Annotated in this window: 22 protein-coding genes and 1 riboswitch; of the genes, 10 read left to right on the top strand and 12 right to left on the bottom strand. The window is 67.1% G+C overall.

What is annotated here, in order from left to right; translation table 11 throughout:
• Positions 1-128 precede the first annotated feature (128 nt).
• The 5 genes from CKW34_RS07215 to CKW34_RS07235 form a co-directional block, all read right to left on the bottom strand.
• Positions 129-440 (bottom strand): antibiotic biosynthesis monooxygenase family protein, encoded by a 312-nt coding sequence (locus CKW34_RS07215; protein ID WP_059382891.1) that lies wholly within the window; start codon positions 438-440, stop codon positions 129-131.
• 88 nt (positions 441-528) lie between these two features.
• Entirely contained in the window at positions 529-2,253 is a 1,725-nt protein-coding gene (locus tag CKW34_RS07220) for an ABC transporter ATP-binding protein (protein WP_059382890.1), read from the bottom strand.
• A complete protein-coding gene (locus CKW34_RS07225; RefSeq protein ID WP_059382889.1) occupies positions 2,250-4,022 on the bottom strand; it encodes an ABC transporter ATP-binding protein in 1,773 nt (590 codons plus the stop codon). The genes CKW34_RS07220 and CKW34_RS07225 overlap by 4 nt, the downstream gene beginning before the upstream one ends.
• Entirely contained in the window at positions 4,019-5,464 is a 1,446-nt protein-coding gene (locus CKW34_RS07230; RefSeq protein ID WP_059382888.1) for an MFS transporter, read from the bottom strand. Before CKW34_RS07230 ends, CKW34_RS07225 begins: the two co-directional genes overlap by 4 nt.
• A complete protein-coding gene (locus CKW34_RS07235) occupies positions 5,457-5,942 on the bottom strand; it encodes a hypothetical protein (protein ID WP_059382887.1) in 486 nt (161 codons plus the stop codon). The genes CKW34_RS07230 and CKW34_RS07235 overlap by 8 nt, the downstream gene beginning before the upstream one ends.
• A gap of 144 nt (positions 5,943-6,086) precedes the next feature.
• Here CKW34_RS07235 and CKW34_RS07240 point away from each other — a divergent pair, with 144 nt between their 5' ends.
• Entirely contained in the window at positions 6,087-6,653 is a 567-nt protein-coding gene (locus CKW34_RS07240; protein ID WP_269458595.1) for a TetR/AcrR family transcriptional regulator C-terminal domain-containing protein, read from the top strand.
• 146 nt (positions 6,654-6,799) lie between these two features.
• Here CKW34_RS07240 and CKW34_RS07245 read toward each other — a convergent pair whose 3' ends face one another.
• Together CKW34_RS07245 and CKW34_RS07250 are read right to left on the bottom strand one after the other, a co-directional pair.
• Positions 6,800-7,822 (bottom strand): esterase/lipase family protein, encoded by a 1,023-nt coding sequence (locus CKW34_RS07245; RefSeq protein WP_306303675.1) that lies wholly within the window; start codon positions 7,820-7,822, stop codon positions 6,800-6,802.
• 92 nt (positions 7,823-7,914) lie between these two features.
• The gene (locus CKW34_RS07250; protein ID WP_059382884.1) at positions 7,915-8,382 is read right to left on the bottom strand and encodes a MarR family winged helix-turn-helix transcriptional regulator; all 468 of its coding nucleotides are present in this window, start codon (positions 8,380-8,382) and stop codon (positions 7,915-7,917) included.
• Positions 8,383-8,460: 78 nt separating this feature from the next.
• On the opposite strand from CKW34_RS07250, the gene CKW34_RS07255 reads away from it, so the two are divergent.
• Both CKW34_RS07255 and CKW34_RS07260 read left to right on the top strand, forming a co-directional pair.
• On the top strand, positions 8,461-9,378 hold the full coding sequence (locus tag CKW34_RS07255; RefSeq protein WP_059383047.1) for an alpha/beta fold hydrolase: 918 nt from the start codon (positions 8,461-8,463) through the stop codon (positions 9,376-9,378).
• Positions 9,379-9,540: 162 nt separating this feature from the next.
• A complete protein-coding gene (locus tag CKW34_RS07260) occupies positions 9,541-10,461 on the top strand; it encodes a phosphodiesterase (protein ID WP_059382883.1) in 921 nt (306 codons plus the stop codon).
• On the opposite strand, the gene CKW34_RS07265 is transcribed toward CKW34_RS07260, so the two are convergent.
• Positions 10,458-11,954, bottom strand: a complete 1,497-nt coding sequence (locus CKW34_RS07265) for a stealth family protein (RefSeq protein ID WP_059383046.1) — start codon at positions 11,952-11,954, stop codon at positions 10,458-10,460. The two genes, CKW34_RS07260 and CKW34_RS07265, sit on opposite strands and share 4 nt — an antisense overlap.
• A 261-nt stretch (positions 11,955-12,215) precedes the next feature.
• Positions 12,216-12,307: riboswitch (TPP riboswitch) on the top strand.
• Between the two features lie 54 nt (positions 12,308-12,361).
• On the opposite strand from CKW34_RS07265, the gene CKW34_RS07270 reads away from it, so the two are divergent.
• Entirely contained in the window at positions 12,362-13,126 is a 765-nt protein-coding gene (locus tag CKW34_RS07270; protein WP_059382882.1) for a 3-oxoacyl-ACP reductase, read from the top strand.
• Positions 13,126-14,430: an LLM class flavin-dependent oxidoreductase gene (locus tag CKW34_RS07275; RefSeq protein WP_059382881.1), complete on the top strand. Its 1,305-nt coding sequence runs from the start codon at positions 13,126-13,128 to the stop codon at positions 14,428-14,430. Before CKW34_RS07270 ends, CKW34_RS07275 begins: the two co-directional genes overlap by 1 nt.
• Before the next feature lie 83 nt (positions 14,431-14,513).
• Here the strand turns inward: CKW34_RS07275 and CKW34_RS07280 are convergent, their stop codons facing one another.
• Positions 14,514-15,794, bottom strand: coding sequence for a serine hydrolase domain-containing protein (locus CKW34_RS07280; protein ID WP_059382880.1), 1,281 nt, complete (start codon positions 15,792-15,794; stop codon positions 14,514-14,516).
• 179 nt (positions 15,795-15,973) lie between these two features.
• On the opposite strand from CKW34_RS07280, the gene CKW34_RS07285 reads away from it, so the two are divergent.
• Positions 15,974-17,020 carry a zinc-dependent alcohol dehydrogenase family protein gene (locus CKW34_RS07285; RefSeq protein ID WP_059383045.1) on the top strand — a complete coding sequence of 349 codons (1,047 nt, stop codon included), beginning with the start codon at positions 15,974-15,976 and terminating at the stop codon, positions 17,018-17,020.
• Between the two features lie 12 nt (positions 17,021-17,032).
• On the opposite strand, the gene CKW34_RS07290 is transcribed toward CKW34_RS07285, so the two are convergent.
• Complete coding sequence (locus tag CKW34_RS07290) at positions 17,033-19,261, bottom strand: glycoside hydrolase family 3 C-terminal domain-containing protein (protein ID WP_059382879.1); 2,229 nt, start codon at positions 19,259-19,261, stop codon at positions 17,033-17,035.
• Between the two features lie 126 nt (positions 19,262-19,387).
• Here CKW34_RS07290 and CKW34_RS07295 point away from each other — a divergent pair, with 126 nt between their 5' ends.
• A complete protein-coding gene (locus CKW34_RS07295) occupies positions 19,388-21,241 on the top strand; it encodes a TerD family protein (protein WP_059382878.1) in 1,854 nt (617 codons plus the stop codon).
• Between the two features lie 219 nt (positions 21,242-21,460).
• Here CKW34_RS07295 and CKW34_RS07300 read toward each other — a convergent pair whose 3' ends face one another.
• Together CKW34_RS07300 and CKW34_RS07305 are read right to left on the bottom strand one after the other, a co-directional pair.
• A complete protein-coding gene (locus tag CKW34_RS07300) occupies positions 21,461-21,820 on the bottom strand; it encodes a hypothetical protein (RefSeq protein ID WP_059382877.1) in 360 nt (119 codons plus the stop codon).
• An 18-nt stretch (positions 21,821-21,838) separates the two neighbouring features.
• Positions 21,839-22,426, bottom strand: coding sequence for a DUF3558 domain-containing protein (locus CKW34_RS07305; RefSeq protein WP_059382876.1), 588 nt, complete (start codon positions 22,424-22,426; stop codon positions 21,839-21,841).
• 240 nt (positions 22,427-22,666) lie between these two features.
• Between CKW34_RS07305 and CKW34_RS07310 the strand changes: the two genes are divergently transcribed.
• The 3 genes from CKW34_RS07310 (at position 22,667) to CKW34_RS07320 (ending at position 25,153) form a co-directional block, all read left to right on the top strand.
• Positions 22,667-23,428 carry an IclR family transcriptional regulator gene (locus CKW34_RS07310; RefSeq protein WP_059382875.1) on the top strand — a complete coding sequence of 254 codons (762 nt, stop codon included), beginning with the start codon at positions 22,667-22,669 and terminating at the stop codon, positions 23,426-23,428.
• Position 23,429: 1 nt separating this feature from the next.
• Positions 23,430-24,149 (top strand): IclR family transcriptional regulator, encoded by a 720-nt coding sequence (locus tag CKW34_RS07315; protein ID WP_059382874.1) that lies wholly within the window; start codon positions 23,430-23,432, stop codon positions 24,147-24,149.
• 152 nt (positions 24,150-24,301) lie between these two features.
• Positions 24,302-25,153: an alpha/beta fold hydrolase gene (locus CKW34_RS07320; protein WP_059382873.1), complete on the top strand. Its 852-nt coding sequence runs from the start codon at positions 24,302-24,304 to the stop codon at positions 25,151-25,153.
• Positions 25,154-25,155 lie beyond the last annotated feature (2 nt).

Genomic DNA, 25,155 nt, shown 5'->3' on the forward strand with positions numbered 1-25,155 from the left:
TCCCGATCCGGCGCACCTGTGGATCGATCGTGGGGTTGGGGACAAACCGGAGTTCGAAGGGCGTCGACGCGCCGAACCGAGGTTTGCGCGTGCTACAGCGGCGGCGAATCCCGGTTCGGCGCGTTTTTCTACTTCTCGAAGACGATGTCCTCGATGAGCGTGTGCTGCTCCACCGCGGAGGGTGCCTGCATGCCCGGCGCCTGGTCGTCCGAGTGCGACGCCTTGAACGAGTCCGAACGCAGCCATGCGAGGAAGTCGTCCTTGGAATCGAACTCCATGGTGGACACATAGGGCAGGCCGTCGGCTGCGGGACGCATCAGCGTCGTGCGGTTGAGGCCCGGCACTCCGTCGAGCGTCGAACGCATGCTCTCGACGAAGACCTTTTCGAATGCTTCGGTGGTGTCGGCAGGAACGTCGATGCGGTTGGTGATGACGTACACGGTGACCCTTTCTGAGAAGTCGTGGCGGACCCGGGAGCCCTCGGAAATTATAACGACACCCTGTCGAGAACCTGCGGTCCGTGCCCGCTCACGATGCGCGGACCGGTGAAGCCACCCCGACCGACATCTCCCAGAACTGCGCGTAGCGACCGCCGCGACGCACCAGTTCGTCGTGGGTTCCCTGCTCGACGATCCGTCCCCGGTCCAGGAACACGATCCGGTCGGCGTCGCGCACGGTGTGCAACCGATGCGCGACCATCAGCACCGTCCGTCCCGCAGTGAGTCGTTCCAATCCGGCGCGGACGACCGCCTCGTTCTCCGGGTCCAGGGCGGACGTCGTCTCGTCCAGCAGGACGATCGGCGCATCCTTGAGCAGCGCTCGCGCGATCGACACCCGCTGCCGTTCCCCACCGGACAACATCGCGCCGCCTTCACCGACCCGCGACGACCAGCCGTCGGGGAGGCGTTCGATCACCTCGTCCAGTCCCGCGGCGGCGCCGGCGGCGCGCACCTCGTCGTCGGTCGCATCCGGACGTCCGAGTCGCACGTTCTCCTCGAGGGTCCCCTCGAACAGGTAGACGTCCTGGAAGACCACTGCGATCTGCGACATCAGCACGTCGGTCGCGATGTCCCGCACATCCACACCGCCGATGCGCACGGAGCCCCCGGCCACGTCGTGGAAACGTGCGAGCAGTTGCAGCAGCGTGCTCTTCCCGGCACCGGACGGCCCGACCACCGCGAACTGCTTGCCCTGCGGAACTGCCAGCGACAACCCGTCGATCACCGTGCGACCGTCCCGCCGGAAGGTCACGGAGTCGAACTCGATGTCGTGGCCCAGCGGTCGCACCGGACGAGTCGGTTCGGGGAGGGGAGGGGTACTCAGGAAGGCGTCGAGTCGTGTCAGCTCACCGCGGGCGGCGCGCAGCTTCCCGCCGATCTCCGACAGCGACAGCAGTGGTTCGGCGCAACGACCTGCGAGGACGACGAGTGCCAGCATGTCCGGCACTGCGAGGTCCCCGCCGATCGCGAGATAGGTGCCCAGCGCCAGAAGGGCGGTGAACGCCGTCTGCACGGTCACCGTCGTAGCGACCATTCCCGGCACGGCTGCGATCGTCGATCGTCGCGATGCGCGCCGGATACCGTCGAGAGAGTCGTCGAGCAGCCGGAAACGTTCGGCGGTTCGTCCGCCTGCACGCAGAACGGGCTGCGCCTGGAGGTATTCGACGACGCGAGCGGTGGCCTCGTGATCGCGTGCGGCCCGTTCGGCATCGGTCGCCGCGGTGGCGCGTGCCGACCACAGCTGCACCGCCGTCACCACGGGGATCGCGGCAGCGGCCGCCAGACCCATCCGCAGGTCGTAGGCGGTTATCACCACCACGATGGTCAGCGGGGTCAGGCACGCCGAGACGAACGGCGCGAGCATGTGGGCGATCACGCTCATCGATTGCAGGACACCGCGACTCGCCGTCGCCGACAGTTCGCCGACCCGGTCGGCGCGATACCAGCCGAGCGGCAACCGTACGAGTTGGTCGCCCAGTCGGTGATAGACGCCGCGCAGCAGGGAGGTACCGACGCGGAAGCCCGACAGGTCGCTGACGTAGCGCAGCACCGCGTAGACGGCGACCGACGCTCCGAATCCGATCAGCCAGGGTCCGATGTCCGAGGGGGTGTCCCCGAACAGGATGCGCAGCACCGGGACGAGGAAGGCGTACGACAACCCCTCGGCGATCGCGCATCCCACCATGAGCGCAAGAGTCCGGCGCAGCGGGCCGGCGTGTTCGCGTCCGAGTGTGCGGAACAGTGTGGTGATCATCGTGCTCTGCTTCCTTGCAGGTCGGAACCGACGGATGGGTACAGGGAGCCATTACGGACGAGAACGTCCTCCGGTGATCCCTGTTCGACGATTGCCCCGTCCTCGAGAACCACGACCGTGTCCGCCCCGGTGATCGTCTCCGAGCGGTGCGTGACGGTCAGGATGGTCCGGTTGCCGCGCAGACGGGCGAAGGCGGCGTGGATCGCACCTTCGGTCCGGGGATCGGCGAAGGCCGTCGCCTCGTCGAGCACCAGCACCGGTGCATCGGTGAGCAGTGCCCGAGCGAGCGACAGGCGTTGTCTCTCCCCGCCGGACAGTTCGACCTCCTCGCCGAGGATCGTGTCGTATCCGTGGGGCAGTTCGACGATCCGTTCGTGGATGTCGGCCGCAACGGCTGCGCGGACCACGTCGTCGCGGTCGGCGTGGGGCACGGCCAGGGCGATGTTGTCGGCGATCGACGCGCGCAGCAGGCGAACGTCCTGGAAGACACACGAGATCGTGCGGTAGAGCGTCCTGCTTCCGACCTCCCGCAGGTCGACGCCACCGAGGGTGATCGTGCCGTGGGTCGGGTCGAAGAAGCGCAGCAACAGTTTCGCCAGGGTGGACTTCCCGCTGCCGGACGGACCCACCAGCGCGGTGACCGTCCCCGGTTCCAGGGTCAGGTCGATGCCCCGGAGGACCTCGTGCGCATCCGGATAGCCGAACCGGACGTCGTGCAGGTCGATCCGGTGCCCGGTCGGCGTAACCGGCCGCTCGGGTTCCGGCACCGGTGGCACGTCCAGCACCTCCCGGATCCGCTCGACGGCGCGCCGGGCGGCCAGGATGTCGTCGAATCCGTGGCCCAACGCCGCGATCGGGGCGGTCAGCCCCACGCCGAGGAGCACGAAGGGCAGCAGATCCGCCGCGGGCATACTGCCGCCCGTGATCAGGATGGAACCGCCGATCAACACGGTCAGGAGCACGAACGGCGGTGAGAGGGCGAGTTGCATTCCCGCTGCCACGCCGGACACGCCGCGGACCCATCGGGTGAAGGTCGAGACGAAATCGTCTGCCGCCGAGACGAATCTGTTCCGGGACCGGCGGGCGTTCCCGAAGACCTTCACGACCGAGATGCCGTTCACGAATTCGACGACCACATCGGCGATGCGTCCCATCGCTTCGTCGAACTCCTCCTGCTCCCGGCGTCGGGTCGCCGTGGACAGCAGGGGAACCAGCGACATGGCCAGGACGATCGGGATCATGGTGATCAGCGTCAGCCGCCAGTCGACGGTGAACAGGTAGACCGCCGACACGGCCGGAACGAGGAAGGCGTTGACCATCTCGCCGGGCGTGTGCGCGATGAACGGGTGCACGGCGGAGACGTCGTCGCCGACGACCTTCGCGAGTTCGCCGGTCCGGCGGCGGGAGAACCAGCCGATCGGGACCCGGCCGAGGTGACGTGCGAGTTCGCGGCGGAACGCCAACTGCACGGAGCCGTCGAGGCCGTGTGCGAGTCCGGATCCGATCGATGTCAGGACGAGCCGGGCGAAGAGTCCGAGTGCGCCGACAGCGACGGCGGTCCACGCGCGGGACTGGTCGACCGGTCCCGGCGCGAGGAGGGTTCGGCCGACCTCGGCGACGGCGAGAAGTGGAACGAGACCCGCGATACCGCCCGCGGCCTGTAGGGCAACGCTCGCGGTGAACCTGCCGACGAACGGCTGTAGCAGCGACGACAGTGTTCGCCGCGATGCCGAGTCCCTTTCGGAGAAGGATGTTTCGGTGGATGTCATGATGTCCGCGCTTTCGTCGGTCTTCGGTTCGGGGCGACGTCGCCGGTAGGCTCGGCGGGCGCGCCGGTCCGGGGGAGAACGGTGAATGCGATCACGGCAGCGACGACGAGAAGCACTGCACCGGAGGCGAATCCGAGTGCGTAGCCACTGTTCATGCTCTCGGGCGTCGCGAGCGTACCGATGCGGTGGTGTGCAGCGGTACCGAGAACGGCGAGTCCGAGCGACGCGCCGATCTGCCGCGACGTGTTGAGAAGTCCGGAGGCCGTGCCCATCTCGTGTGTGGCCACCCCCGAAGTTGCGACCGATACCACCGGACCGAGGCAGAGTCCGAAACCGATGCCGACGACGACGGCCGGTCCCAGAACGTCGGTGACGAACGATCCGTCGGCGCTGATCAGACCGAACCATGCGAACCCGGACGCGCTGACGAGTCCACCGGCCACGAGGAGTGTGCGTGCTGCCACGCGGTAGCCGAGCTTGACGGCGACCACCGATCCGGCGATCACGCCCACGGCCACCGGCAGGGTCATCAACCCCGTGGCGGCCGGGCTGTTGCCGAGCACCTGCTGCAGATACAGCGAGACGAAATAGAACGCCGACCCGATGGTGGCGCCCACCAGCAGGTTGAAGGCGTTCGCCCCGCTCACCGACCGATTGGTGAAGAGGCCGAGCGGGATCAACGGGTCGCGGCGGGTGGTCCGCTCGACGTGGACGAACACCACCAGGAGGGCGATCGCCGCGGCGAGGGTGACCAGCGTGATCGTCGAGGTCCACCCGTGGTGGTCGGTGCGTACGAGTGCGAACACCAGGGCTGTCGTTCCTGCGGTGCCGAGAATCGCGCCGAGCACGTCCGGGCGACCGCGCCGCGCGGGTACTCCGTCGGCTCCCACGCCCAGACAGGTCAGTGCGAGTGCTGCAGCCGCCATGGGCACGTTGACGAACATGACCCACCGCCACCCGGCGTATTCGGTGAGGACGCCGCCGAGGACGAGACCGAAGGCGGCACCTCCGGCGTTCATGGCGCTCCATATCCCGAAGGCACGGACCCTGGCGCGACCCTCGGAGAAGGTCGACGACAGCAGTGCCAACGCGGCCGGCGCGAGGGCCGCAGCCCCGACACCCTGCATCGCTCGTGCGGCGACGAGGTGGCCGGGTACCGCAGCGAACCCGCCGAGCAGCGAGGCGAGGCCGAACACGCCCAGTCCTACGAGGAGAGTGCGCTTGTGCCCGTAGAGATCGGCCGCGCGTCCTCCGAGGAGGAGCAGACCGCCGAAGAACAGTGCGTAGGCGTGGATCACCCACGTCGCGCCCACCGGATCGAAGTGCAACCCCTCGGTGATCCGGGGGAGTCCGATGTTCGCAACGGACAGATCCAGCGACACCATGAACTGCACCGTTGCGACGGCTGCAAGGGTGTATCCGGGCCTCGTTGCGTCAGTCATGCCGGTCGGCCCTTTCGGTCGGGGGCAGGACCCAGGCGGCCATGACCGCGGTGATCCCCGGCAGCAGTGGGATCACCAGCAGGGTGACGCCCAGCCACAGCGGGACGATCGGGTCGTAGTGTTCGCCCGCGTATCCGACGTCGAACAGCAGCACGCACGTTCCGACCACGAACAGTGTCGTCACCACCGCGCGGACTGCGACGTCCTTCTTCGCGCTCCACAGCGCGCCGAGCCAACCGGCCAGGCCGAGGACGCCCACGATCACGAGGTACCCGGCGATCGCGTTCCGGTCGAGGTTCACATTGTCGGGTCCCCATTCGGGATATGCGTTCTGTACGTGTTTTTCGATCGATCCGATCATCCACACGTCCAGCAGTGGGAGTGCGATGCAGAGGATCTGCAGGCACGCGCCGATCGTGAGGGCCTGGACAAGGTTGGGCCGGCGTTTCGTCGTACGAATTTCGGTATGGACGGTCATGCCGGACTCCTCTCTTACGGTGTATGACTTACGTCGGCGATGCTAGTCTTACGGCGTAAGAGTGGTCAAGGAGGTTTCGTGGGACCGACGCGCGCACAAGGTCGACATGCCGGGCTGACCCGGCAACAGGTGCTACATGCAGCGGTGCAGATGGTCGACCGGGACGGTGCGGCCGCGCTGTCGATGCGGAAGCTGGCACGTGAGCTGGACGTGGAGGCGATGACGCTGTACCACCACGTGAAGAACAAACAGGGACTCGAGGACGCCATCGTCCAGTACGTGATGGACGAAGCGTTCACCGGAGCCGAAACCGATGCTCCGTGGCGGACGGTTCTCGAGGGTTACGGCCGGGCCTTCCATCGTGGCCTGCTCGCGCACCCGGGGGCGGTGCCGTTCTTCGCGTCCCGTCCGGCGATCACCCCGGGCAACGCCATGCACCTGGAGAAGATGCTCCGGGTGTTGCGGGACGCCGGATTCGCACCGCAGGATGCGCTTCTCGTGATCCAGACACTGGCCGCCGTCGTCCTCGGTCAGCACAGCGCGCCGCCGGCAGACGACGGCGATCCGGGTATCGATACCGAAGCCCTCGCCGAGTTCCCGCTGTTCGTCGAAGCGATGGGGTCCGGTGCGCCGTCCGTGGAGGCGCGGGTGGAGTTCGCGCTGCAGGCGTTCATCGCCGGGTTGGAGGAACCGAGCAGCGCCGCAATATAGTTCGCGCGCCGAACCGGGGTTCGCTACCGCAACACGCCGCGCGAGCCCCGGTTCAGCGCGTCAGCTTCGCGACCTGTCCGCACCCGTCACAGAAGATCTCGGCATTTCGTGAGACAGGAACCGCGACGTAATGAGGATCGGACGACTCACGCGCCGGGGCGACTCACGACCACGGCGTCCTCGGTCGTGGGATTGCCGATCGTCGGATCCGGGCTCCAACCGAGGATCGGCGGCACGAAGACGCACTCCAGCGGCCCTGCCGAACCCGGATCGAGCGCGTCGAGGACGAACCATGCCGCGTTCGGATCGTTGACGATGCCGGCATGTTCGACGAAGTCGTTCGCGCAGTGGTCCTGCAGCACGATGTTCGTCGCGTTGGGTGCCTCGTGGTAGCCACTGGTGTACGGGAGGACGATCTCCTCGTAGCGGGTCATGATGTTCGTGTACGTCACCTCGTCGGCATAGATGCCCGCCTCCTGGATCGTGTGGATCCAGTCCGATCCGGCAAGAACCTGCGGGCACGCACCGCATCCGAGGAAGTGGACGAGATTCTCCACGTCCTGCCGCACACCGACGTGCTCGAACAGTTCGAACGACGCCGCGAGCAGGAAGGCGTGGCTGCCCTCGTAGACCGGTCCGAGCGAGACGTAGTCGTCGACCTTCTCGTTGCCGCCGAGGAACTTCACGTACCAGACGGGCATCAGGGTGCCCTGCGAGTGACCGACGAGGTCGACCTTCTCCGCGCCGGTCGCGACCAGGACCTCGTCGACGAAATCGGAAAGCTGCTGTGCGCTGTCCTCCATCGGTAGCAGCCCACCGACGGAATTCAACGGCCAGGGGAGGTCGGCGTGGTTGCCGTAAGTGAGAGCGAAGACGCAGTAGCCCTCGTTCGCGAGGAGAGGCCCGAGATACGACCAGTTGTTGTGACGGTTGAGCACCGTGCCGTGGACGAGCACGACGGGATCCGGGTGTTCCTCCGACGGGACGCAGTCCCAGTCGTTCGTGCCGAGCGCGTTACCGTTCGGGTCGCCGAACTCGTGGGCGAAGCCGTCCAGGAACGTCTTTCCGACGGGCAGGGGAGGAGCGGGCTCCTCCGCGGCTGCCGTTCCCGCCCCGACCACAGTGAAGGTGACCGCAAGTGCCGCGGCGGCCCATGAACGTATCTGCATTCCCATCCCCCCGAAGTATGTGGATGGGCAAGGAAGTTAACAGAAATTCTCCCCGCTGGGGAGTGTGTTTCCCGCGCGGGGTCGGGACCGCGTCAGCCCTCGGTGTCCTCCGGGGAGCGGGCGGCTTCCACTGCGGCAGTCATGGAGCCGAGGAATTCCCGCACGACGTCCAGTTGCGGCTCGGAGAAGGACTCGAGCGCAGTGGATGCCCGCGCGAAGAGCGGGCCGAAGAAATCCCATCCGAGTTTCTCGGCCGCCGGGGTCACGCGCAGGATGACGCGCCGCCGGTCGTCGCTGTCGCGATCCCGCCGCACGTGACCGGCCCGTTCGAGCCTGTCGACGAGTGCGGTGACCGATGCCGTGTTGAGCCGCAGGTGCTCGGCGAGCCAGCCGGGTGTCGCGATCTCCCCGGCCCGTTCCCGGTCGAGAAGTCCGATCAGTGCTCGCAGATCGGTGGGGTGCAGCGCGTGTTTCTGTGCGAATTCGGCGCCGAGCAGATCGAGTTGCACCGTGAGCGCGCGCAACCGGTGGATCATGTCGAGTCTGCCGTCGTCCGTCATGTCACCTCCGCCTCTCGACAGACTCTACTCGCCCACCTAGTATCTCGATCATCGAGATATTCGACGGTGGAGGTTCCGATGCTCCGGTCACCACGCAGATCGTTCGACGAGTCCGACGAGGGCCGCGCCTTCCACGCCGCGTACGACGCACTTCTCGCGAAATGGCCGCACGGCACCGTGATCCACGATCTCGACTCCCGTTTCGGCACCACCCGCGTCACCGAGTACGGCCCGCCCGGCGCACCGCCGGTCCTGCTCCTCCCGGGCGCCGGCGCCACGTCGATGGTCTGGTTCGCCAACGCCGCGGCACTGGGGGAGGCTCACCGGCTACTGGCCGTCGACATCATCGGCGACGTCGGACGCAGCGTCACCGGCGGTGATCCCGTCCGCAGCGTCGACGATCTGCTCGAATGGCTCGGCTCCGTCGCCGATGCCCTCGGAGTGACGCGGTGTGCGGTCGTCGGTCACTCGTACGGCGCGATGATCGCGCTCGCGGCAGCCGTTCGCGCACCCCACCGGGTCGACCGGCTCGTGCTGCTCGATCCCAACTCGTGCTTCGCCGGGATGCGGCCCGGATACCTCCTGCGGGCGCTTCCCGTCCTCCTGCGGCCCACGGCCGCCCGCGAACGGGCATTTCTCGGGTGGGAAACCCGAGGGGCACAACTCGATCCCGACTGGATCACCTTGATGGCGCTCGGCGCGGAGCATTTCCCGACCGCGAAGACGATCGTGCCCCGGCGGCCGTCACCCGAAGAGCTTGGGCGGTGCACGGCCGAGACCACGGTGGTGCTCGCGCCGTTCGGGCGCGTCCACGACCCCGACGAGGTGGGCCGCGCAGCGCGGAAGGCGCTCCCGTCCTGCCGGGTCGTCACCCTCACCGCCGGTACCCATCACACCCTGCCGATGTCCCCGAGCGACGAGATCGACACCGTGCTACGGGATGCGCTGGGGACCGGTGCTCCCGCCGATCGGAATTGTGATCCAGATCACCGATGAATGTCGGATTGTTCGTTTCCGCAGGTCACCACGTAGTAACGGACTGTTCGCCGCAGGTTCGGGGTCTCGATGTGAGCCGGAAGTCGTGGAGCCGTAGAAACACACTCGCTACGGTTGAAGGCGACGAAGTGCCCCGAAACGGGCGAATGGAAGTGAGAGATCATGGGCAGTTCTCCGGCCCCTGAGCGAATTGCCGAATACCCCAGACCTTCGCACACGCTGCTCCATCTCACCGACACCCATCTCGTCGGTGGAGACGAACTCCTCTACGGCACCGTCGACGCCGACACCCGCCTCGGGCTGATCCTCGACGACATCCGTGCCTCCCGGGTCCGACCCGACGCCCTGGTGTTCACCGGCGACCTCGCCGATCGCGGCCAGCCCGATGCCTACCGCAGGCTCCGCGGACTCGTCGAACCACTGGCCGCAGCACTCGACGCCGAGATCGTGTGGGCGATGGGCAACCACGACGACCGCGCGACCTTCCGTGAAGAGCTGCTCGACGAAGCGCCCCTCGGCGCACCGATCGACGCCGTCCACGCCGTGGGCGGACTTCGGATCGTCAGCCTCGACACCTCGGTCCCGGGCCACCACCACGGTGAGGTGACCGACGACCAGCTCGCCTGGCTGGCCGACGAACTCGCGACACCCTCGCCTTTCGGTACCGTTCTCGCACTGCATCATCCGCCCGTGCCGAGCGTGTTCGACATGGCTGTCCTCGTCGAACTGCGCGACCAGGCCGGTCTGGCCGAAGTACTGCGCGGCACCGATGTCCGCGCCATCCTCGGCGGTCATCTGCACTACTCGACCTCGGCCACGTTCGCGGGCATCCCGGTGTCCGTCGCCTCGTCGACCTGTTACACGCAGGACCTGAACGTCCCGGTCGGTTCGCAGCGCGGGCACGACGGCGCGCAGGGTTTCAACCTCGTGCACGTCTATCCCGACACGATCGTGCACTCCGTGGTGCCCAGCGGAAGCTACGCCACCGCCGGGCAACCCCACACGGCCGAGGACGCGGCGCGGTGTCTGGCCGAGGCCGGCATCCGCATCCCCGAGAACCCCGACCTCACCGTTCGGATCTAGCCGACGTCCGGTCGGCCCGGGTGGTCGGTCTCCCAGGGCGCCGGAATCGGGTAGTACCGCTCCAGGAACTGCGTGACCTTCGCGGTGCGCAGCTCCAGGTCGACCTCGGGCGTGCTGCCGTCGTTGAGGCAGAACAGGTCGAGATTGCGACGCGCCAGGATCGTGTCCAGATGTCGCAGACCGGACTTCACGGTGGTGTCGACGTACTCCACCTTCGCCGTGGTCTGCTGCACCGCGCGGCCGGTCAGCAGCGTGTAGTAGTGGTAGAAGGAGTTCGTCACCGAGATGTTGTCTGCCGCCCGGAACGGGCTCGCCGCCGTCGCAGCGAACTCGTCCGCGAACTCGCGTTCCATCTCCGCCATGATCGACCTGCGCAACGGGACCGGCGTGTGTTCGAGGTGCCGAGTGATGGTGACCCCGAAGCGATCCTGCAGGAGCTTGCGGTTCATGCGGGCGGAGTTCTCGAATCCGCTGCGCGACGGGTCGTTCCGGCCGAGCCCGATCCGCACGTCGCACTCGATGAACTTGCTGACACCCCCGCCGGAGAAGAACAGGCTCGGGCTCACCCGGCGACCGAAGAACATGTCGTCGTTCGAATACAGGAAGTGCTCGGACAGCCCCGGGATGTGGTGCAGTTGCGACTCGACCGCCATCGAGTTGTAGGTGGGCAGCGCCGACGGGTCGGCGAAGAACTCCTCGCTCCGCACGAACGTCACACGCGGGTCGTCGGCGAGCCACGCCGGTCGCGGCGAGTCGGTGGCGACGAAGATCCGCCGCACCCACGGCGCGTACATGTGGACCGAACGCAGGGCGTACTTGAGTTCGTTGATCTGCCGGTAGCGCGCCGGCGAGTCGTCGCCTTCGCCGACGACGTAGTTCTGCATCAGCTTCGCGCGCTTGGCCTGGAACGACTTCGACGACCCGTCCACCCACGAGAACACGAGGTCGATCTCGAACGGGATGTCGCCGGGGTGGCGGTCGAACATGCCCTCGATCGTGGGCCACAGCTGTCCGTACCGCTCGACCGTCGTGCGGCGCATCTCGTCGCGCAGGGCGACCGTGCGGGTGAGGGCGTTCGGGCGAGGCATGATCACCTCGTCGTCGGTGTAGGTCCACAGTTCGATGTCCACACCGTTCGACGCGCCGTACCGCATCCCGCTGGTCAGTTCGACGCGCGGGCGGAACAGCCGGAACACACGGTCCTTCCTGTCGCGTGAGAGCCGTCCGTCCGACACCGGGACCGGGCGTCGCTTCGAGCCGACGGCCTTCGAGTAGAACGGCTCGTCGGCGCACCCCTCGGCGAGCGCGGCACGCAGCCTCTTCCGATCGGCGCGGTCGATCGCCAGGATCGGGCGGTCGCTGTCGTCGCGCACGAGCAGGTAGTCGATGTGCGCCCGATCGAGGACGCGGCGCAGGAACAGCACGTCCTCGATCTGCGCTTCGTCGGGCGTCGTGGTGGTGATCGGGATGGCGTAGCGATCCTCGAACCACACCACTTCCTGGTGTTTCGCCGGCCCGCGGACCGTGGAGCGGCCGAGGGGAGGAGCGTCTCCGAACTGCGGAGAAAGGGAGACGTAGGGAGCGTTGTGGGTGGCCGGCATGTGCGTCGGAATCTCCTTTCACGAGTCGGGGACGAGAACGATCATTTTAACGTCGATCTGAGCTAAGTTCTCGCGTAGGCGATGTGACGATCCTGTGAACGCCGACCCTGCCGGCTCTCGAAGGCCGAACCGGTGCCGTGTAGCCTGTCCGCAGGACTCGACACGGGGTGCCGGAAACGGCTGAGAGAACACCCGTCGAACCTGATCTCGATTATGCGAGCGAAGGGATGCCGAGCCGGCGCCGGGCCACAGGTCTGTCGCCCTCACGCACCCTTCCCCACACAGGGAAGGCACAGAAGATGTCATTGCAGAACCAGGTCGTCCTCGTCACCGGCGCCGGTCGCGGCCTCGGCCGCAGCATCGCGCAGGCGTTCGCCGACGAAGGAGCCGCCGTCGTCCTCGACTACCGGCGCAGCGGCGAGGGCGCTCACGAACTGGCCGACAAGATCGGACCCGAGCGGGCGGTCGCGCTGAAGGCCGATGTCACCGACCGCGCCGACGTCGAAGCGCTGTTCACCCGGGCCCGCGAGCACTTCGGACGTCCCGTCACCACGGTCGTCAACAACGCCCTGCCCGATTTCTCCTTCAACGGCGACGCTCGGCCCAAGGCAGACGAGATCGGATACGACCGGTTCGGAGCCCAGTTCGACGGTGTCGTCGGCGGCGCGGTCAACATCATCCAGGCGGCTCTGCCGGGCATGCGCGAGGCCGGTGGCGGCAGCATCGTCAACATCGGCACCAACCTGTTCCAGCACCCCGTCGTCCCGTACCACGACTACACCGCGGCCAAGGCCGCGCTGCTGTCGCTGACCCGCACCTTCGCCGCCGACCTCGGCCCCGACGGGATCCGCGTCAACATGGTCTCCGGCGGTCTGCTGCGCACGACCGACGCATCGTCGGCGACCCCCGAAGCGGTGTTCGACCTCATCGCGTCGTCGACGCCGCTGCGGAAGGTCACCACGCCCGAGGACTTCGCGGCGGCGGTGCTGTTCTTCGCCTCCGACTGGTCGCGGGCCGTCACCGGACAGAACCTGGTGGTCGACGGGGGACTGGTGATGAACTGATGACCGGACCACGCACCCTCCACCTCAACGCTTTCCTCTACGGCGTCGGGCACCACTCGTCGGCATGGCGGCATCCCGACTCCGCGGCCGAACGCATCGGCGACATCACGTATTTCGAGGAACTCGCACGCACCGCCGAACGCGGATGTCTCGACGCGGTGTTCTTCGCCGACGGTCACAGCGTCAACCCGAAGTACACAGCGGGCACCACCTGGTTCCTCGAACCGCTCACCGCACTGTCGGCGATGGCCCGCGCGACCGAGCGCATCGGTCTCGTCACCACCGTCTCCGCGAGTTTCTTCACGCCCTTCCACGCCGCGCGGATGCTCGCCTCGCTCGACCACATCAGCGGGGGACGGGTGGGCGCGAACATCGTCACCTCGATGTTCGACGAGGAAGCCCGCAACCACGGATTCGACTCCTTGCCACCGCACGCCGAACGGTACGCGCGGGCGGAGGAATTCATCGAGGTGCTCTGCGCGCTGTGGGATTCGTGGGACGACGGCGGTGTTCTCGTCGACCGGACGGGTGGCAGATTCCTCGACTCCGACGCGATCCGTCCGATCCATCACCGGGGCAAGCACTTCCGCGTCGACGGTCCGCTGACCGTGCCGCGGTGCCCGCAAGGCCGCCCGGTGCTGTTCCAGGCCGGCGCCTCGGAGACCGGACGCAACCTGGCGGCCCGTCACGCCGAGGCCGTCTACTCCGTCGCGTGGGACATGACCGCGGCGCTCGAGTACGCCACCGACCTGCGTGCGCGGATCACCGCGGCAGGCAGGGATCCCGGGACGGTCGCCGTCCTGCCCGGACTCGTCACCTACGTCGGTCGCACCGAAGCGGAGGCGTGGGCGAAGAAGGCCGAACTCGATGCGCTTCTCGACGTGGACGCCGCCATTACCCAGCTCGGCGTGTTCACGGGTCAGGACTACACCGCTCACGACCTCGACGCCCCCGTCGCCGACCTGCCGCCCATCGAGGAGTTCAGCGGTCCGCAGGGTCGTTATGCGACGGTGCAGCGCATCATCGAGACCCGTCGTCCCACCCTGCGCGAGCTGCTCGGCTACCTCGCCGCGGGTGGTGGTCACGCGACCATGATCGGCACCCCCGAATCCGTCGCCGACAGCATCGAGGAATGGTTCACCGCGGGCGCCTGCGACGGCTTCAACCTGATGTGCCCCGCCTATCCGGATTCGCTCGACGACTTCGTCGACCTCGTCGTCCCGGAACTGCAGCGTCGTGGCCTGTTCCGGACCGAGTATCCCGGCTCGACCCTGCGCGACTCGCTCGGTCTGAAGTCGCCGTAGCGGAGAAGAGCGCGAAGCGGTCATCGGAGCGGGTTGTAGCGTGCACCGATGACCGTTTCGCGCTCTCGAGCCGGCCGGTACGATCAGCCTCCCGGCGTCGGCGCGGGTGTGCTCTCCTCCGCTCCGGGAGCCCGTGCCGGATCGCCCGGCGCCTGATAGCTCGAGCCGTAGAAGATCGGCAGGATGCCCTTGACGAGGGTCAGCGCCGAACCTTCACCCGACGGCACCGTCGACAGATTGGTCGCGATGACGATCGTCAGGTCGGTCTCCGGGTCGTGGCCCATGAAGGTCATGAAGCCCGGAAGCTGACCGTCGTGTCCGAGCAACGGGCCGAACTGCGCCATGCCGAGGCCGTAGCCTGCGGTTCCGCCGCCCACCGACTGCACGCTGTCGAGCCGGGTCTGCTGCATCTGCTCATCGAGCAGACCGCCGCCGACCAGCGCCTTCACGTAGGTGGTCATGTCGTCGACGGTGGAGATCGCAGCACCCGCGGTCCACGTCCACGACGGGTTGTCATCGGTCACGTCGTTCGGCTTCAACGTTCCTGCAACCGCTGCGGCCTGCTCGTCCTCCGGCAGTGCGAAGGTGTCGATGGTGGAGACGTTGGTGCCGAACATGTAGCCCTGCGGATGCGGATCGGGAATGGAGGAGTCGTCGTTCGCCGGGAACGAGGTGTCCGCCAGTCCGAGCGGGACGAAGATGCGTTCGTCGAACGCCTCCGCGATCGGCATGCCGGTCAGTTCTTCCACGACGAGTCCGAGCAGCACCGTATTCGTATTGCTGTATTCGAACTGCTCACCGGGTGGGAAGTTCACGGGATAGGAGAACGCGATCTCGAGCAACTCCTCCGGCGTCCACGCCTTCTCGGGCTCGCGGTCCAGCGTCGCGTTGAACTCCGGGTCGAAGCTGTAGCTGTACAGGCCGCTCCGCATCTCGGCGAGCTGCGCAATGGTGATCGTGTCGCCGTTCGGGACACCCTCGACGTACTTCGATATCGGGTCGTCGAGCGACAGTCGACCTTCCTCCACCAACTGCAGGACGGCGGTCACCGTCATCGTCTTCGTGTTGCTCCCGATGCGGAAATGGTCGTCGGCGGAGATCGGGTCGTCGGCATCGATGGTGGAAGTGCCGAACGTGCCGGTCCAATCACCGCGGTCGGGGGAGCTGATCTGGACCACCGCGCCGGGAATGGCGTTGTCGCGCATCAACTGCTCCACGGTGGATTGCAGCTCGGCCACGTACGCGGGCTGAGCAGCCTCGGTGGAGGTCGGCGACGGTGTGGATTCGGGTTCGGTGGTGTCGGAATTGCACGCCGAGGCGGTCAGTACGGCCACCGTCAAGAGCGACGCTGCGAGTGTCTTCATCAATCGTCTGCTTTCGGGATCGGTGGTCCCCGAAAGAACAGGGGACTCTGTGATGGTGTCACGAATTCGGACATTTCCCGCTGTAGAGGTAAATTTTTCACCCTCTCCGAACGATTCCGATCGCAGTGTCCCTCGTGTCATCCTGGAGCGGGACCGAATCCGTGTTCGGAGGTCGAATCATGAAGGCACTGGTGTTCCACGGGCCGGGGAAACGATCGTGGAAGGACGTTCCCGACGCGACGATCCAGGACAGTACCGATGCCGTGGTACGCGTCGACGCCGTCACCATCTGCGGCACCGACCTGCACATCCTCGGAGGTGACGTCCCCGAGGTGACCGACGGACGGATCCTCGGTCACGAGGCCGTCGGGACCGTGGTCGAAGTGGGCGACGGAGTGCAGACACTCGCGCCCGGCGACCGCGTGCTCGTCTCGTGTGTCACAGCGTGCGGCACGTGCCGGTTCTGCCGCGAGAGCCGCTACGGGCAATGCCTCGGAGGAGGCGGCTGGATCCTCGGGCATCTGATCGACGGCACCCAGGCCGAACTGGTCCGAGTTCCGTACGCCGACAATTCGACCCACCGGATTCCCGACGGCGTGAGCGACGAACAGATGCTCATGCTCGCCGACATCCTGCCCACCTCTTACGAGGTCGGTGTTCTCAACGGCCGTCTCCGGCCGGCGGACGTGGTCGTCATCATCGGTGCCGGTCCCATCGGGCTCGCCGCCATCCTCGCCGCACGACTGTTCAGTCCGAGCCGCATCGTCGCCGTCGACCTCGCCGACAGCCGCCTCGAAGCGGCGAAGGCATTCGGGGCGAACGTCGTGGTCAACAGCGGTCGCGACGACGTGGCGGCGGTCGTCCGAGATCTCACCGGAGGTCTCGGCGCCGACGTCACGATGGAGGCCGTCGGTTATCCGGAGACGTTCGAACAGGCGGTCGCGCTCGCGCGGCCGTGCGGGCACGTCGCCAACATCGGTGTGCACGGCAAGCCCGCGACGCTGCACCTCGAGGACATCTGGATCAAGAACCTGACGATCACCACCGGCCTCGTCGACACCTACTCGACGCCCACCCTCATCGGTCTCGTGAGCAGTGGTCAGCTCGACACGTCACCGATGATCACGCACCGGTTCGCGCTCGACGAGTTCGAACAGGCCTACGACGTGTTCTCCCGCGCCGGCGAAACCGGTGCCTTGAAGGTGCTCCTCACCGCCGGTTCGTGACCGCTACTGCGTTCATTCCTGCTGGTTGGCCACGTCCAGAAGTTGCTGGATCTGCTCCGGCTCGACCCCCGGGGCGAATCCGGCGAGGCGACCGAGCGGCATCGACGCCGCCATCTTCAGAACGCTCTCGTCGATCCCGACGTCGCTACCCAGCGAACCGAACGCCTGCAGGACGACCTCGGCGGCCGCGGGGTTCTGGAACAGTTCTCCGAGTGACGATTCCATCGTCAGCGGGATCCGCACCGCGTCGCCTTTCACGTCGACGGTGAGCGTCTGCCGGATGTCGCGACTCGATGCCCCGATCTCGATGCCGTACGTACCGCCTTCGACCACCCAGGCATCGACGCGGGTGTCCCAGTACGCGAGGTCGTCGCGTCGCACATGCACGGCGACCCGCTGCGACTCGCCGGGATCCAGTCGGACCTTGGTGAATCCCTTCAACTCTCGCGGCGCCCGTGCGACCGAAGAGTCGGGAACGCCGACGTAGACCTGGACGACCTCGGCACCCGCACGGTCACCCGTATTGGTGACGGTGACGTGCACCGTGAGATCGCCGTCGGATTCCACTGCAGCGTCGGCGTATTCGAACGTCGTGTACGACAGGCCGTGACCGAACGGGAACGAGACCTCGAGGCGACGCGCGTCGTACGAGCGGTAGCCGACGAACAGACCTTCGCCGTACCGTACGTGGCCGTGCTCGCCCGGGAAGTTCGTGTGCGCAGGGGTGTCCTCGAGACGGACCGGGACGGTCTCCGCGAGACGGCCGCTCGGATTCACCTGCCCGTAGAGCACGTCGGCGATTGCGCCGCCACCGGCCTGCCCGAGCAACCACCCTTCGACTATCGCCGGAACACGGTGGGCGAAGCCGCTCAACCGCACGACACCACCGTTCGACAACACGACGACGACGTTCGGATTCGCCAGCAGTACCGCGTCGAGCAGCGCGATCTGGCTGTGCGGGAGTTCGAGATCGTCGCGGTCGAAACCCTCGGATTCGAGTTCGGCGGGCACACCCAGGAAGACGACGGCGATATCCGCCTTTCCGGCGAGCGCGACCGCTTCCTCGACGAGTTCGGCCGAGTCCGATCCGTCGAGCGCGTAACCGGCAGCGAAGGGCACGTCGCGGCCGGACAGCGAGCGCATCTCGTCGAGCGCGTTGTCGAGGCGCGTCGGTTCGATGCGCGACGAGCCGGCACCCTGGTAGCGCGGCGTGCGGGCGAGTTCGCCGATCACCGCGACATTCGCATCGGCGGCGAGGGGGAGCAGGTCGTTCTCGTTGCGGAGCAGGACGATGCTCTGGCCGGCCACCTCGCGGGCGAAGGCGTGGTGAGCGTCGGCGTCGAAGGTCGCATCGGGATCGGCCGCAGCGACGGCCTTCTGCACCAGTTCGATCACCCGGGCAGCGGCTGCGTCGAGCACCGCCTCGTCGATAGTGCCCTTTCGGACGGCCGCGACGATCTCGGCGTCGGTGCGGCCTCCCGTCGACGGCATCTCGAGATCGAGCCCGGCGGCGAGGGACGCCACGCGGTCGTCGACGGCACCCCAATCACTCACGACCAGACCTTCGAAGCCCCACTCGTCGCGCAGGACGTCGGTGAGCAACCACGGGTTCCGGGAGGAGAACACGCCGTTGATGCGGTTGTACGAGCACATCACCGTCCACGGCTGCGCGTCGCGCACGACCCGCTCGAAGGCGCGTAGGTAGATCTCCCGCAACGGCCGCGGGTCGATATCGGCGGAGACCCGCATCCGGTCGGTCTCCTGATTGTTCGCCGCGAAGTGCTTGAGCGACGCACCGACGCCCTGCGACTGCAGGCCGCGCACGAGCGCGGCGCCCAGGACACCGGAGACCAGCGGGTCCTCCGACAGGTACTCGAAGTTCCGCCCGCACAGCGGGGAGCGCTTGATGTTGATGCCGGGCCCGAGCAGAACGGCGACCTCCAGGGCCTTGGCTTCGGCACCCAGCGCGGCTCCGACCCGTTCGACCAGCTCCGGATCGAAGGAGCACCCCAGCGCGACGGCGGGCGGGAAGCACGTCGCGGGGGTGGACGAGTTCAAGCCGAGATGATCGCCCGCCGCGGTCTGCTTGCGTACGCCGTGGGGCCCGTCGGTGAGCATGATCGAGGGAATATCCGCGCGCGGAACGGGTTCGGTGTGCCAGAAGTCGAGGCCGCTCATGAGCGACGCCTTCTCCTCCACGGTCAGTTGCGCCACGATCTCGACGGGTGAGCGGTCGGTCATGCTGCTCCTTCGGGCGGGTCGGTCCGCTGAACCATATCGCTCGGAGAAGACGGACGGCATCGGTGGAGTCGAAGAGCGTGCTACAGCGGGAGGGCGGTTTCGATCCTGTCGGTAGGAAGGTTGAGAATGTCCGATCGTGGTGGTTCTCGTCGGGGGACGAAGCGATCGGAGGAGTACGTGATCGAAGTGCACGCGCCCGCGGAGGGGGCCGTGATGTTGCCCCGCGACCATCGGTGGGTGGTGGTCGACGTCGAGACCTCGGGAGTGCGTCCCAACGCCCACCGGGTCCTGAGCGTGGCGGCGCTCGTATTGCGCGAGGACGGGTCCGTGGAGCGGGAGTTCTCGACCCTCGTCGACCCCGGCTGCGATCCGGGGCCGGTGCACGTCCACAACCTCACACGGGAGCGCCTCGCCGGGTCGCCGCAATTCGAGGACATTGCCGGTGAACTGGCCGGGATCCTCGACGGCGCCACGATCGTCGCGCACAACGCGTCGTTCGACTACGGATTCCTCGACGCCGAGTTCCGCCGGGCCGGCACGTCACTCCCGGCCGAGCATCGCCTGTGCACGCTCGCGTTGTCGCGCCGACTCGAACTCGACGTCCCCAACTACCGGCTTGCGACCCTCGCACAGCACTGGCAGGTCCAGCAGCTGCAGGAGCACGACGCGTACGACGACGCGCGCGTCCTGTCGGAGATCTTCCTGCGCAGCGCCGCGATGGCCGACAACCTGCAGTTGCCGCTGCCCGTCGTGAATTGTCGCAGTCGCAAGTCGGTGTACCCCGCCTCCGTCCCGCGGGTCGCGTGCCAGTGGAAGAACCCGGGTCGCCTCGGCGACGACGGCCTCGTCCAGGGCATGAGGGTCGTGATCAGCGGTTCCACCGTCACCCCGCGGGTCGCGCTCGCGAACCGGCTGACCGACGCCGGGCTCGACGTGATGAACAACGCGAGCAAGCAGACCAGCGTCGTGGTGTGCAACGACCCCACCGTGCAGACCGCCAAGGTCCGCAAGGCGATGGCCGAGGGCATCCCCGTGATCAGCGAGCAGCAGCTCGAGGACCTGCTGACGCGAGTGCGGCCGGGTGAACCGAAGGTCGCGACGGTCGTCGACATCATTTCGCCGCCGGAACCGCAGGTCGCGGTGGCGCCTCCGGTCCGGCCGCTGACCGGGCAGAAGCCCAAGCTGTGGACCGGACGCAAGGTGCTGTTGCTCGGCGGCACGCACCTGCAGGCCGTCATGATGCGCTCGCGCCTCACCCAGCTCGGTGCACGCCCGGCCCTCAACTTCACGGCCGCCGTCACCGACGTGCTGGTCCTCGAAGGGGGAGAGGCCGACAAGCGGATGGCGCGGGTCGCCGCGCGCGAGCTGCCCGTCCTCCGGCCCGACGACGTCGATGCCGCGGTGGAGAAGGGCATCGTGCCCCCGCACATGCGCGTGGAGTCGTGGCTGACGGCACCGGTGCTGTCACGCGGCGAGGTGATCGACCTGCCGACCGACAGTCACCGCTGGGCCGTGAACGTCGCGTGGAAGGCCGAGACGACCGGCGACGAGTTCGACCTCGACGTCGTGGCCTTTCTGCTGGGTGCCGACGAAAAGGTCGACACCGACGACGATTTCGTCTTCTACAACAACCCGCTCTACGACGACGGCGTCGTCGAACTGACCATCGACGGTTCGAGCGAGCACTGCATCCGGGTCGACCTCGCGGAGCTCCCCGCCGAATGCGAACGCATCGCCATCGCCGCAGCCATCGACGGCAACCGCACCTTCGGCGAACTCGGCGCGGTGTCCGTCGGCGTCGACAGCGACAGCGGCACCGCCGCGACGTTCGTGCTCGACGCCGGCACCACCGAACGAACCATGGTCCTCGCCGAGATCTACCGCCGCGCCGGCAAATGGCGGCTGCGCGCGGTGGGGCAGGGGTACGACGACGACCTCGCGGCCCTCGCACGCCGGTACGGGGTGGATGTCGATGACTGATCTCTGCTCCGCTATCGGGTCGGTGTCGGTGCTTGGGGCACCTTCTCAATGCATCCGCTCGCGAAATTGCTATCTGCACCTGCCGTAACCGTAGCGAATGACGAACCGGCGAGCGGATGGAAGCCGAATGAGCTGTTCCCCTTGCCTATTCGGTCCCGATCGATTGTCGGCCGACACCAACACAACTGCTCGAACGCGCGAAATGGTCAAAGGTGCACGTTATTGCGCGCTCTGATGACCGTTTCCCGTTCCGCTGTCGGGGTCGGTGGTGGCGAGTTGGCGGGCCCAGTCCGATTCGGTGTCGAGGAAGGCTTCCCCGCCGGTTGCGAAGGCGTCGCGGAGTTGGGTGAGTACTTCTATGAACTGCTCGACGCGTTCCTTCGCCGATTCCGGGGTTCCAGCTGCTTTGCGGCGATATCCGGCGGCGAGCTGTTGTGCAGAGTCGAAGTCGCCGAAACCACTCGTGAATGACAGTTTTTCGGTGACCCTTGCGGAGCTTCGGAACTCTTCAAGCATTACGTCGCATACACGCACGATCTCGGTTATGACTTCTGGTTCCAGCCTCGTGGCCTCGGACATGTCTACTCCCCGCAGTATTCAGTCTTGGATGAACGGTTCCAATGTCGTGGCCAGATCCAGAACGCCCGCACACCATTCATCTTGCGGGACTGCGCCGGGGTGGTCCTTGTGATAGATGCGACTCAGGCCCACGATTCCGAAGGTCGTCTGCAAGACGTATCGGCACGTGTCTCGTACGTTCGGGTCGACTTCGACGAGTGCGGACCGCCCGTTCACCTCCACAGCCTCGGCCACGTGTCCGTTCTTTGTTAGTTCTTCTTCGAGGGAGACGTTCCCAGCCAACACGAGCAGGTCGTAACGAGCCAGGACCCCGGGAACGCTGATAGTTCCTTCGTAAGCGCAGCCGAGGAACGTGTACGTCCCCATCGGCATGTCCGCGAGCTCCTTCTTCCCCGCGTCGTACCCGGCCGCGTTCATGACGTCGTCGGGGATGTCGTAGCAGGGGTCGAAGGTGACCGGTGGTCGGCCGGAGTCGTCGGTGATGCGTGGGGTGCGGGTGGTCGAAGGAGACGCCTCGTCACCCGTGGCCGGCTCCGCCGAACCCGGACTGCACGCCGTCGCCACTGCCGCCAGTGCTGCGAGCGCGACTGTGCCCCACCTACCCATGCGACCCCCCGATCGATTTGTGGGCAGACGCTAACACAACGGATCGGTCGGGTACTCCGGCGCGCGATGTGGTCACAACAGCGCGTCGTAGCGCGCTCTGGCGACCGTTTTCTGCCCGCGCACCCATAGGTATCTGCGGGGTGGGATGTTTCACAGGATCGAATTGATTGTGATCGCAATCGCAGCTACTGTCTGCATCGTTCCGAATAGTAGAACGACGTTCCAAATTGCGAGGCTGTCATGACCCACTCCGCCGCTGTCGTCACCGACGAGAACCGTCGATCCGTGCTGGGGCGCGCATTCGACATCCTCGAGTGCTTCACCGACACCGAGCCGGAGCAGACGATCGGGTCGCTGTGCTCGGCGACCGGCCTGCCGCCGGCGACCGTCCACCGGATGCTGGCCAGCCTCGTGGAGTGGGGAGCCGTCGAGCGCGCCGCCCGCGGCAAGTATCGCCTGGGTATGCGGCTGTGGCGTCTCGGCTGGGGTGTCCCCGGCGCTCGCACCCTCAAGGACGTCGCCCGCCCGCACCTCGTCGACCTGCACACCAGCACGCGTGAAGCCGTGGCCCTGGCCTCCCGCGACGGGGACAGTGTGGTGCTGGCCGACGTCATCGCCGGCAGTTCCACCCGAACGGGTCGGAGCCTGCCTCGACGCCTGGACCTCGTGAACTCGGCGCCCGGATCGGTCTTCATGGCCTACATGTCCCCGGACGAGGTGTCGGAGCTGACGGCCCGCAGCCAGCACGACCACAACGACGCCTTCCGTCTGCGTCAGGAACTGTGCGAGATCCGTCGCACCGGCGCGGCGGTCGTCCAGAGCGCCGACGGTATGTACTGGATCGCGTCCCCGGTGTTCGCGAAGCCCCGCGAGGTGCGGTCGGTCGTGTGCATCGCGGTGCATCGTCCCCGGTTCAACATCGGCGCGCTGGTCCATGCCGTGGTCGACACGGCCCGCGCCGTGAGCGGCGGTCTGCCTCCTTCCCTTCGTTCGGTGGGCTGAGGTGTCCGTTCTCGACAAGGCCGTCCAGCTCGTCGACACCCTCGGCCGCGCCCCCGGGCCGATGCGCCTGGGGGCGCTCGCCGAGGAGATCTCCATCCCCAAGTCCTCGGCGCACCGGCTCCTCGTCGAACTCGCACGTCTCGGACTGGTCCGCAGATGCGGCGACGGTGAGTACACGATGGGGTACCGGCTGGTCGAGTGGGGGAGACTCGCCGACCGGGCCATCGGGATCCGAGGTATCGCCGCGCCCGTGATGGCAGCGTTGCGCGACCAGGTGCGTGAGAGCGTGCACCTCTACGTCCGCGACGGCGACTCGCGTGTCTGCGTCCATGCCGTGGAGGGCCCGTACGCGCTGCGCCCGGTAGCGGTCCTCGGACGGGCGTTGCCACTGGGCTACGGGGCGGCGGGGAAGTTGCTCCTCGCCTATGCCGACGATGCGACGGTCCGCAGGGTGTCCCGACAGCTCCCCGTACACCGCAACAGAACTCTGCCCACGCGCGACGACCTCGCGGCGATCCGGTCCGGTGGATGGTCCGTCTCCGTCGACGAGATGGAGGACGGGCTCACCTCTCTTGCCGCGCCGATCTCCACGCCGGGTGGGGGAGTACCGGTGGCTCTGGCCATCGCCGGCGCCACCACCAGGATCGCGCCGGACAGATACGACGAGGTCCGCGCCCTCATCGTCGACGCCTGCCGTGAAATAGCTTCGCGCAGCTCCTGAACGGTGCTGCCGGACCGGATTTCGGCAATCTCGCGAAGTGTGCCGCATATCGGAACGATCCGATGGAAGGGCTTCGATCGGGATGTGACGCTCGTTACCAAGAGCCGCGCACCTCTTCTTGCGGCACACAAGCTGAGACGAAAGGGGCAGTCATGCCAGCCCACCTCTCGGAGGCCGAAACCAGCCGGTACATCGACACTCCCCACGGGAAGATCCACCTGCACCAGGCCGGTGCGGGACATCCGATCGTGATGCTGCACGGCAGCGGCCCCGGTGCCACCGGTTGGAGCAACTTCAACCCCAACATGGCGCAGCTCGCCGAGGACTTCCAGGTCATCGCGCCCGACATGCCGGGCTGGGGCAAGTCCGACTCCGTCACCTACGAGGATCGTGACCACGTCACGTCCGCGATCCACCTGCTCGACGCGCTCGGAATCGAGAAGGCCGCCTTCGTCGGCAACTCGATGGGCGGCGCCACCTCGCTGAAGGTTGCTGCGCGCCATCCCGATCGCGTGTCGCACGTCATCTCGATGGGTGCCGGCGCCCCCGGCCCGCGCATCTTCAGCCCGGGCAACGGACCTTCGGAGGGCCTCAAGGTTCTGCACCGCGGCTACCGCGATCCGTCGCCGGAGACGATGCGCGCGCTGGTCGACATCATGACTTTCGACAAGGAGTTCGCGACCGAGGAGCTGGTTCTGCAGCGCTCGGAGAACGCCCGCGCACGCCAGGACCACCTCGACAACTTCGCTGCCGGCCTGGGTCGTCCCCGCCGCGGTGAGGCGTCGATGGACGAGATCGCGTCGATCAAGGCTCCCACGCTGGTCATCCACGGTCGCGACGACCGAGTGGTGCATTTCGAAGCCGGCCTCCGCCTGGTCTCGATGATCTCCGACTCGCGTCTGCTGCTCCTCAACCGGTGCGGCCACTGGGCGCAGCTCGAGCACGCCGACGAATTCAACCGCGTCGTGCGCGATTTCGTCCTCAATACCGTCCCGAACGCCTGAGA

The organism is Rhodococcus rhodochrous, from assembly GCF_900187265.1.
GTDB classification, from domain to species: Bacteria; Actinomycetota; Actinomycetes; order Mycobacteriales; family Mycobacteriaceae; genus Rhodococcus; species Rhodococcus rhodochrous.

Excerpts from the sequence above, each read along its gene's own strand:
- CKW34_RS07220 (WP_059382890.1), bottom strand. The coding sequence starts at position 2,253 with ATGATCACCACACTGTTCCGCACACTCGGACGCGAACACGCCGGCCCG.
- CKW34_RS07225 (WP_059382889.1), bottom strand. The coding sequence starts at position 4,022 with ATGACATCCACCGAAACATCCTTCTCCGAAAGGGACTCGGCATCGCGG.
- CKW34_RS07230 (WP_059382888.1), bottom strand. The coding sequence starts at position 5,464 with ATGACTGACGCAACGAGGCCCGGATACACCCTTGCAGCCGTCGCAACG.
- CKW34_RS07235 (WP_059382887.1), bottom strand. The coding sequence starts at position 5,942 with ATGACCGTCCATACCGAAATTCGTACGACGAAACGCCGGCCCAACCTT.
- CKW34_RS07245 (WP_306303675.1), bottom strand. The coding sequence starts at position 7,822 with ATGCAGATACGTTCATGGGCCGCCGCGGCACTTGCGGTCACCTTCACT.
- CKW34_RS07250 (WP_059382884.1), bottom strand. The coding sequence starts at position 8,382 with ATGACGGACGACGGCAGACTCGACATGATCCACCGGTTGCGCGCGCTC.
- CKW34_RS07255 (WP_059383047.1), top strand. The coding sequence starts at position 8,461 with ATGCTCCGGTCACCACGCAGATCGTTCGACGAGTCCGACGAGGGCCGC.
- CKW34_RS07260 (WP_059382883.1), top strand. The coding sequence starts at position 9,541 with ATGGGCAGTTCTCCGGCCCCTGAGCGAATTGCCGAATACCCCAGACCT.
- CKW34_RS07270 (WP_059382882.1), top strand. The coding sequence starts at position 12,362 with ATGTCATTGCAGAACCAGGTCGTCCTCGTCACCGGCGCCGGTCGCGGC.
- CKW34_RS07275 (WP_059382881.1), top strand. The coding sequence starts at position 13,126 with ATGACCGGACCACGCACCCTCCACCTCAACGCTTTCCTCTACGGCGTC.
- CKW34_RS07280 (WP_059382880.1), bottom strand. The coding sequence starts at position 15,794 with ATGAAGACACTCGCAGCGTCGCTCTTGACGGTGGCCGTACTGACCGCC.
- CKW34_RS07285 (WP_059383045.1), top strand. The coding sequence starts at position 15,974 with ATGAAGGCACTGGTGTTCCACGGGCCGGGGAAACGATCGTGGAAGGAC.
- CKW34_RS07290 (WP_059382879.1), bottom strand. The coding sequence starts at position 19,261 with ATGACCGACCGCTCACCCGTCGAGATCGTGGCGCAACTGACCGTGGAG.
- CKW34_RS07295 (WP_059382878.1), top strand. The coding sequence starts at position 19,388 with ATGTCCGATCGTGGTGGTTCTCGTCGGGGGACGAAGCGATCGGAGGAG.
- CKW34_RS07300 (WP_059382877.1), bottom strand. The coding sequence starts at position 21,820 with ATGTCCGAGGCCACGAGGCTGGAACCAGAAGTCATAACCGAGATCGTG.
- CKW34_RS07305 (WP_059382876.1), bottom strand. The coding sequence starts at position 22,426 with ATGGGTAGGTGGGGCACAGTCGCGCTCGCAGCACTGGCGGCAGTGGCG.
- CKW34_RS07310 (WP_059382875.1), top strand. The coding sequence starts at position 22,667 with ATGACCCACTCCGCCGCTGTCGTCACCGACGAGAACCGTCGATCCGTG.
- CKW34_RS07320 (WP_059382873.1), top strand. The coding sequence starts at position 24,302 with ATGCCAGCCCACCTCTCGGAGGCCGAAACCAGCCGGTACATCGACACT.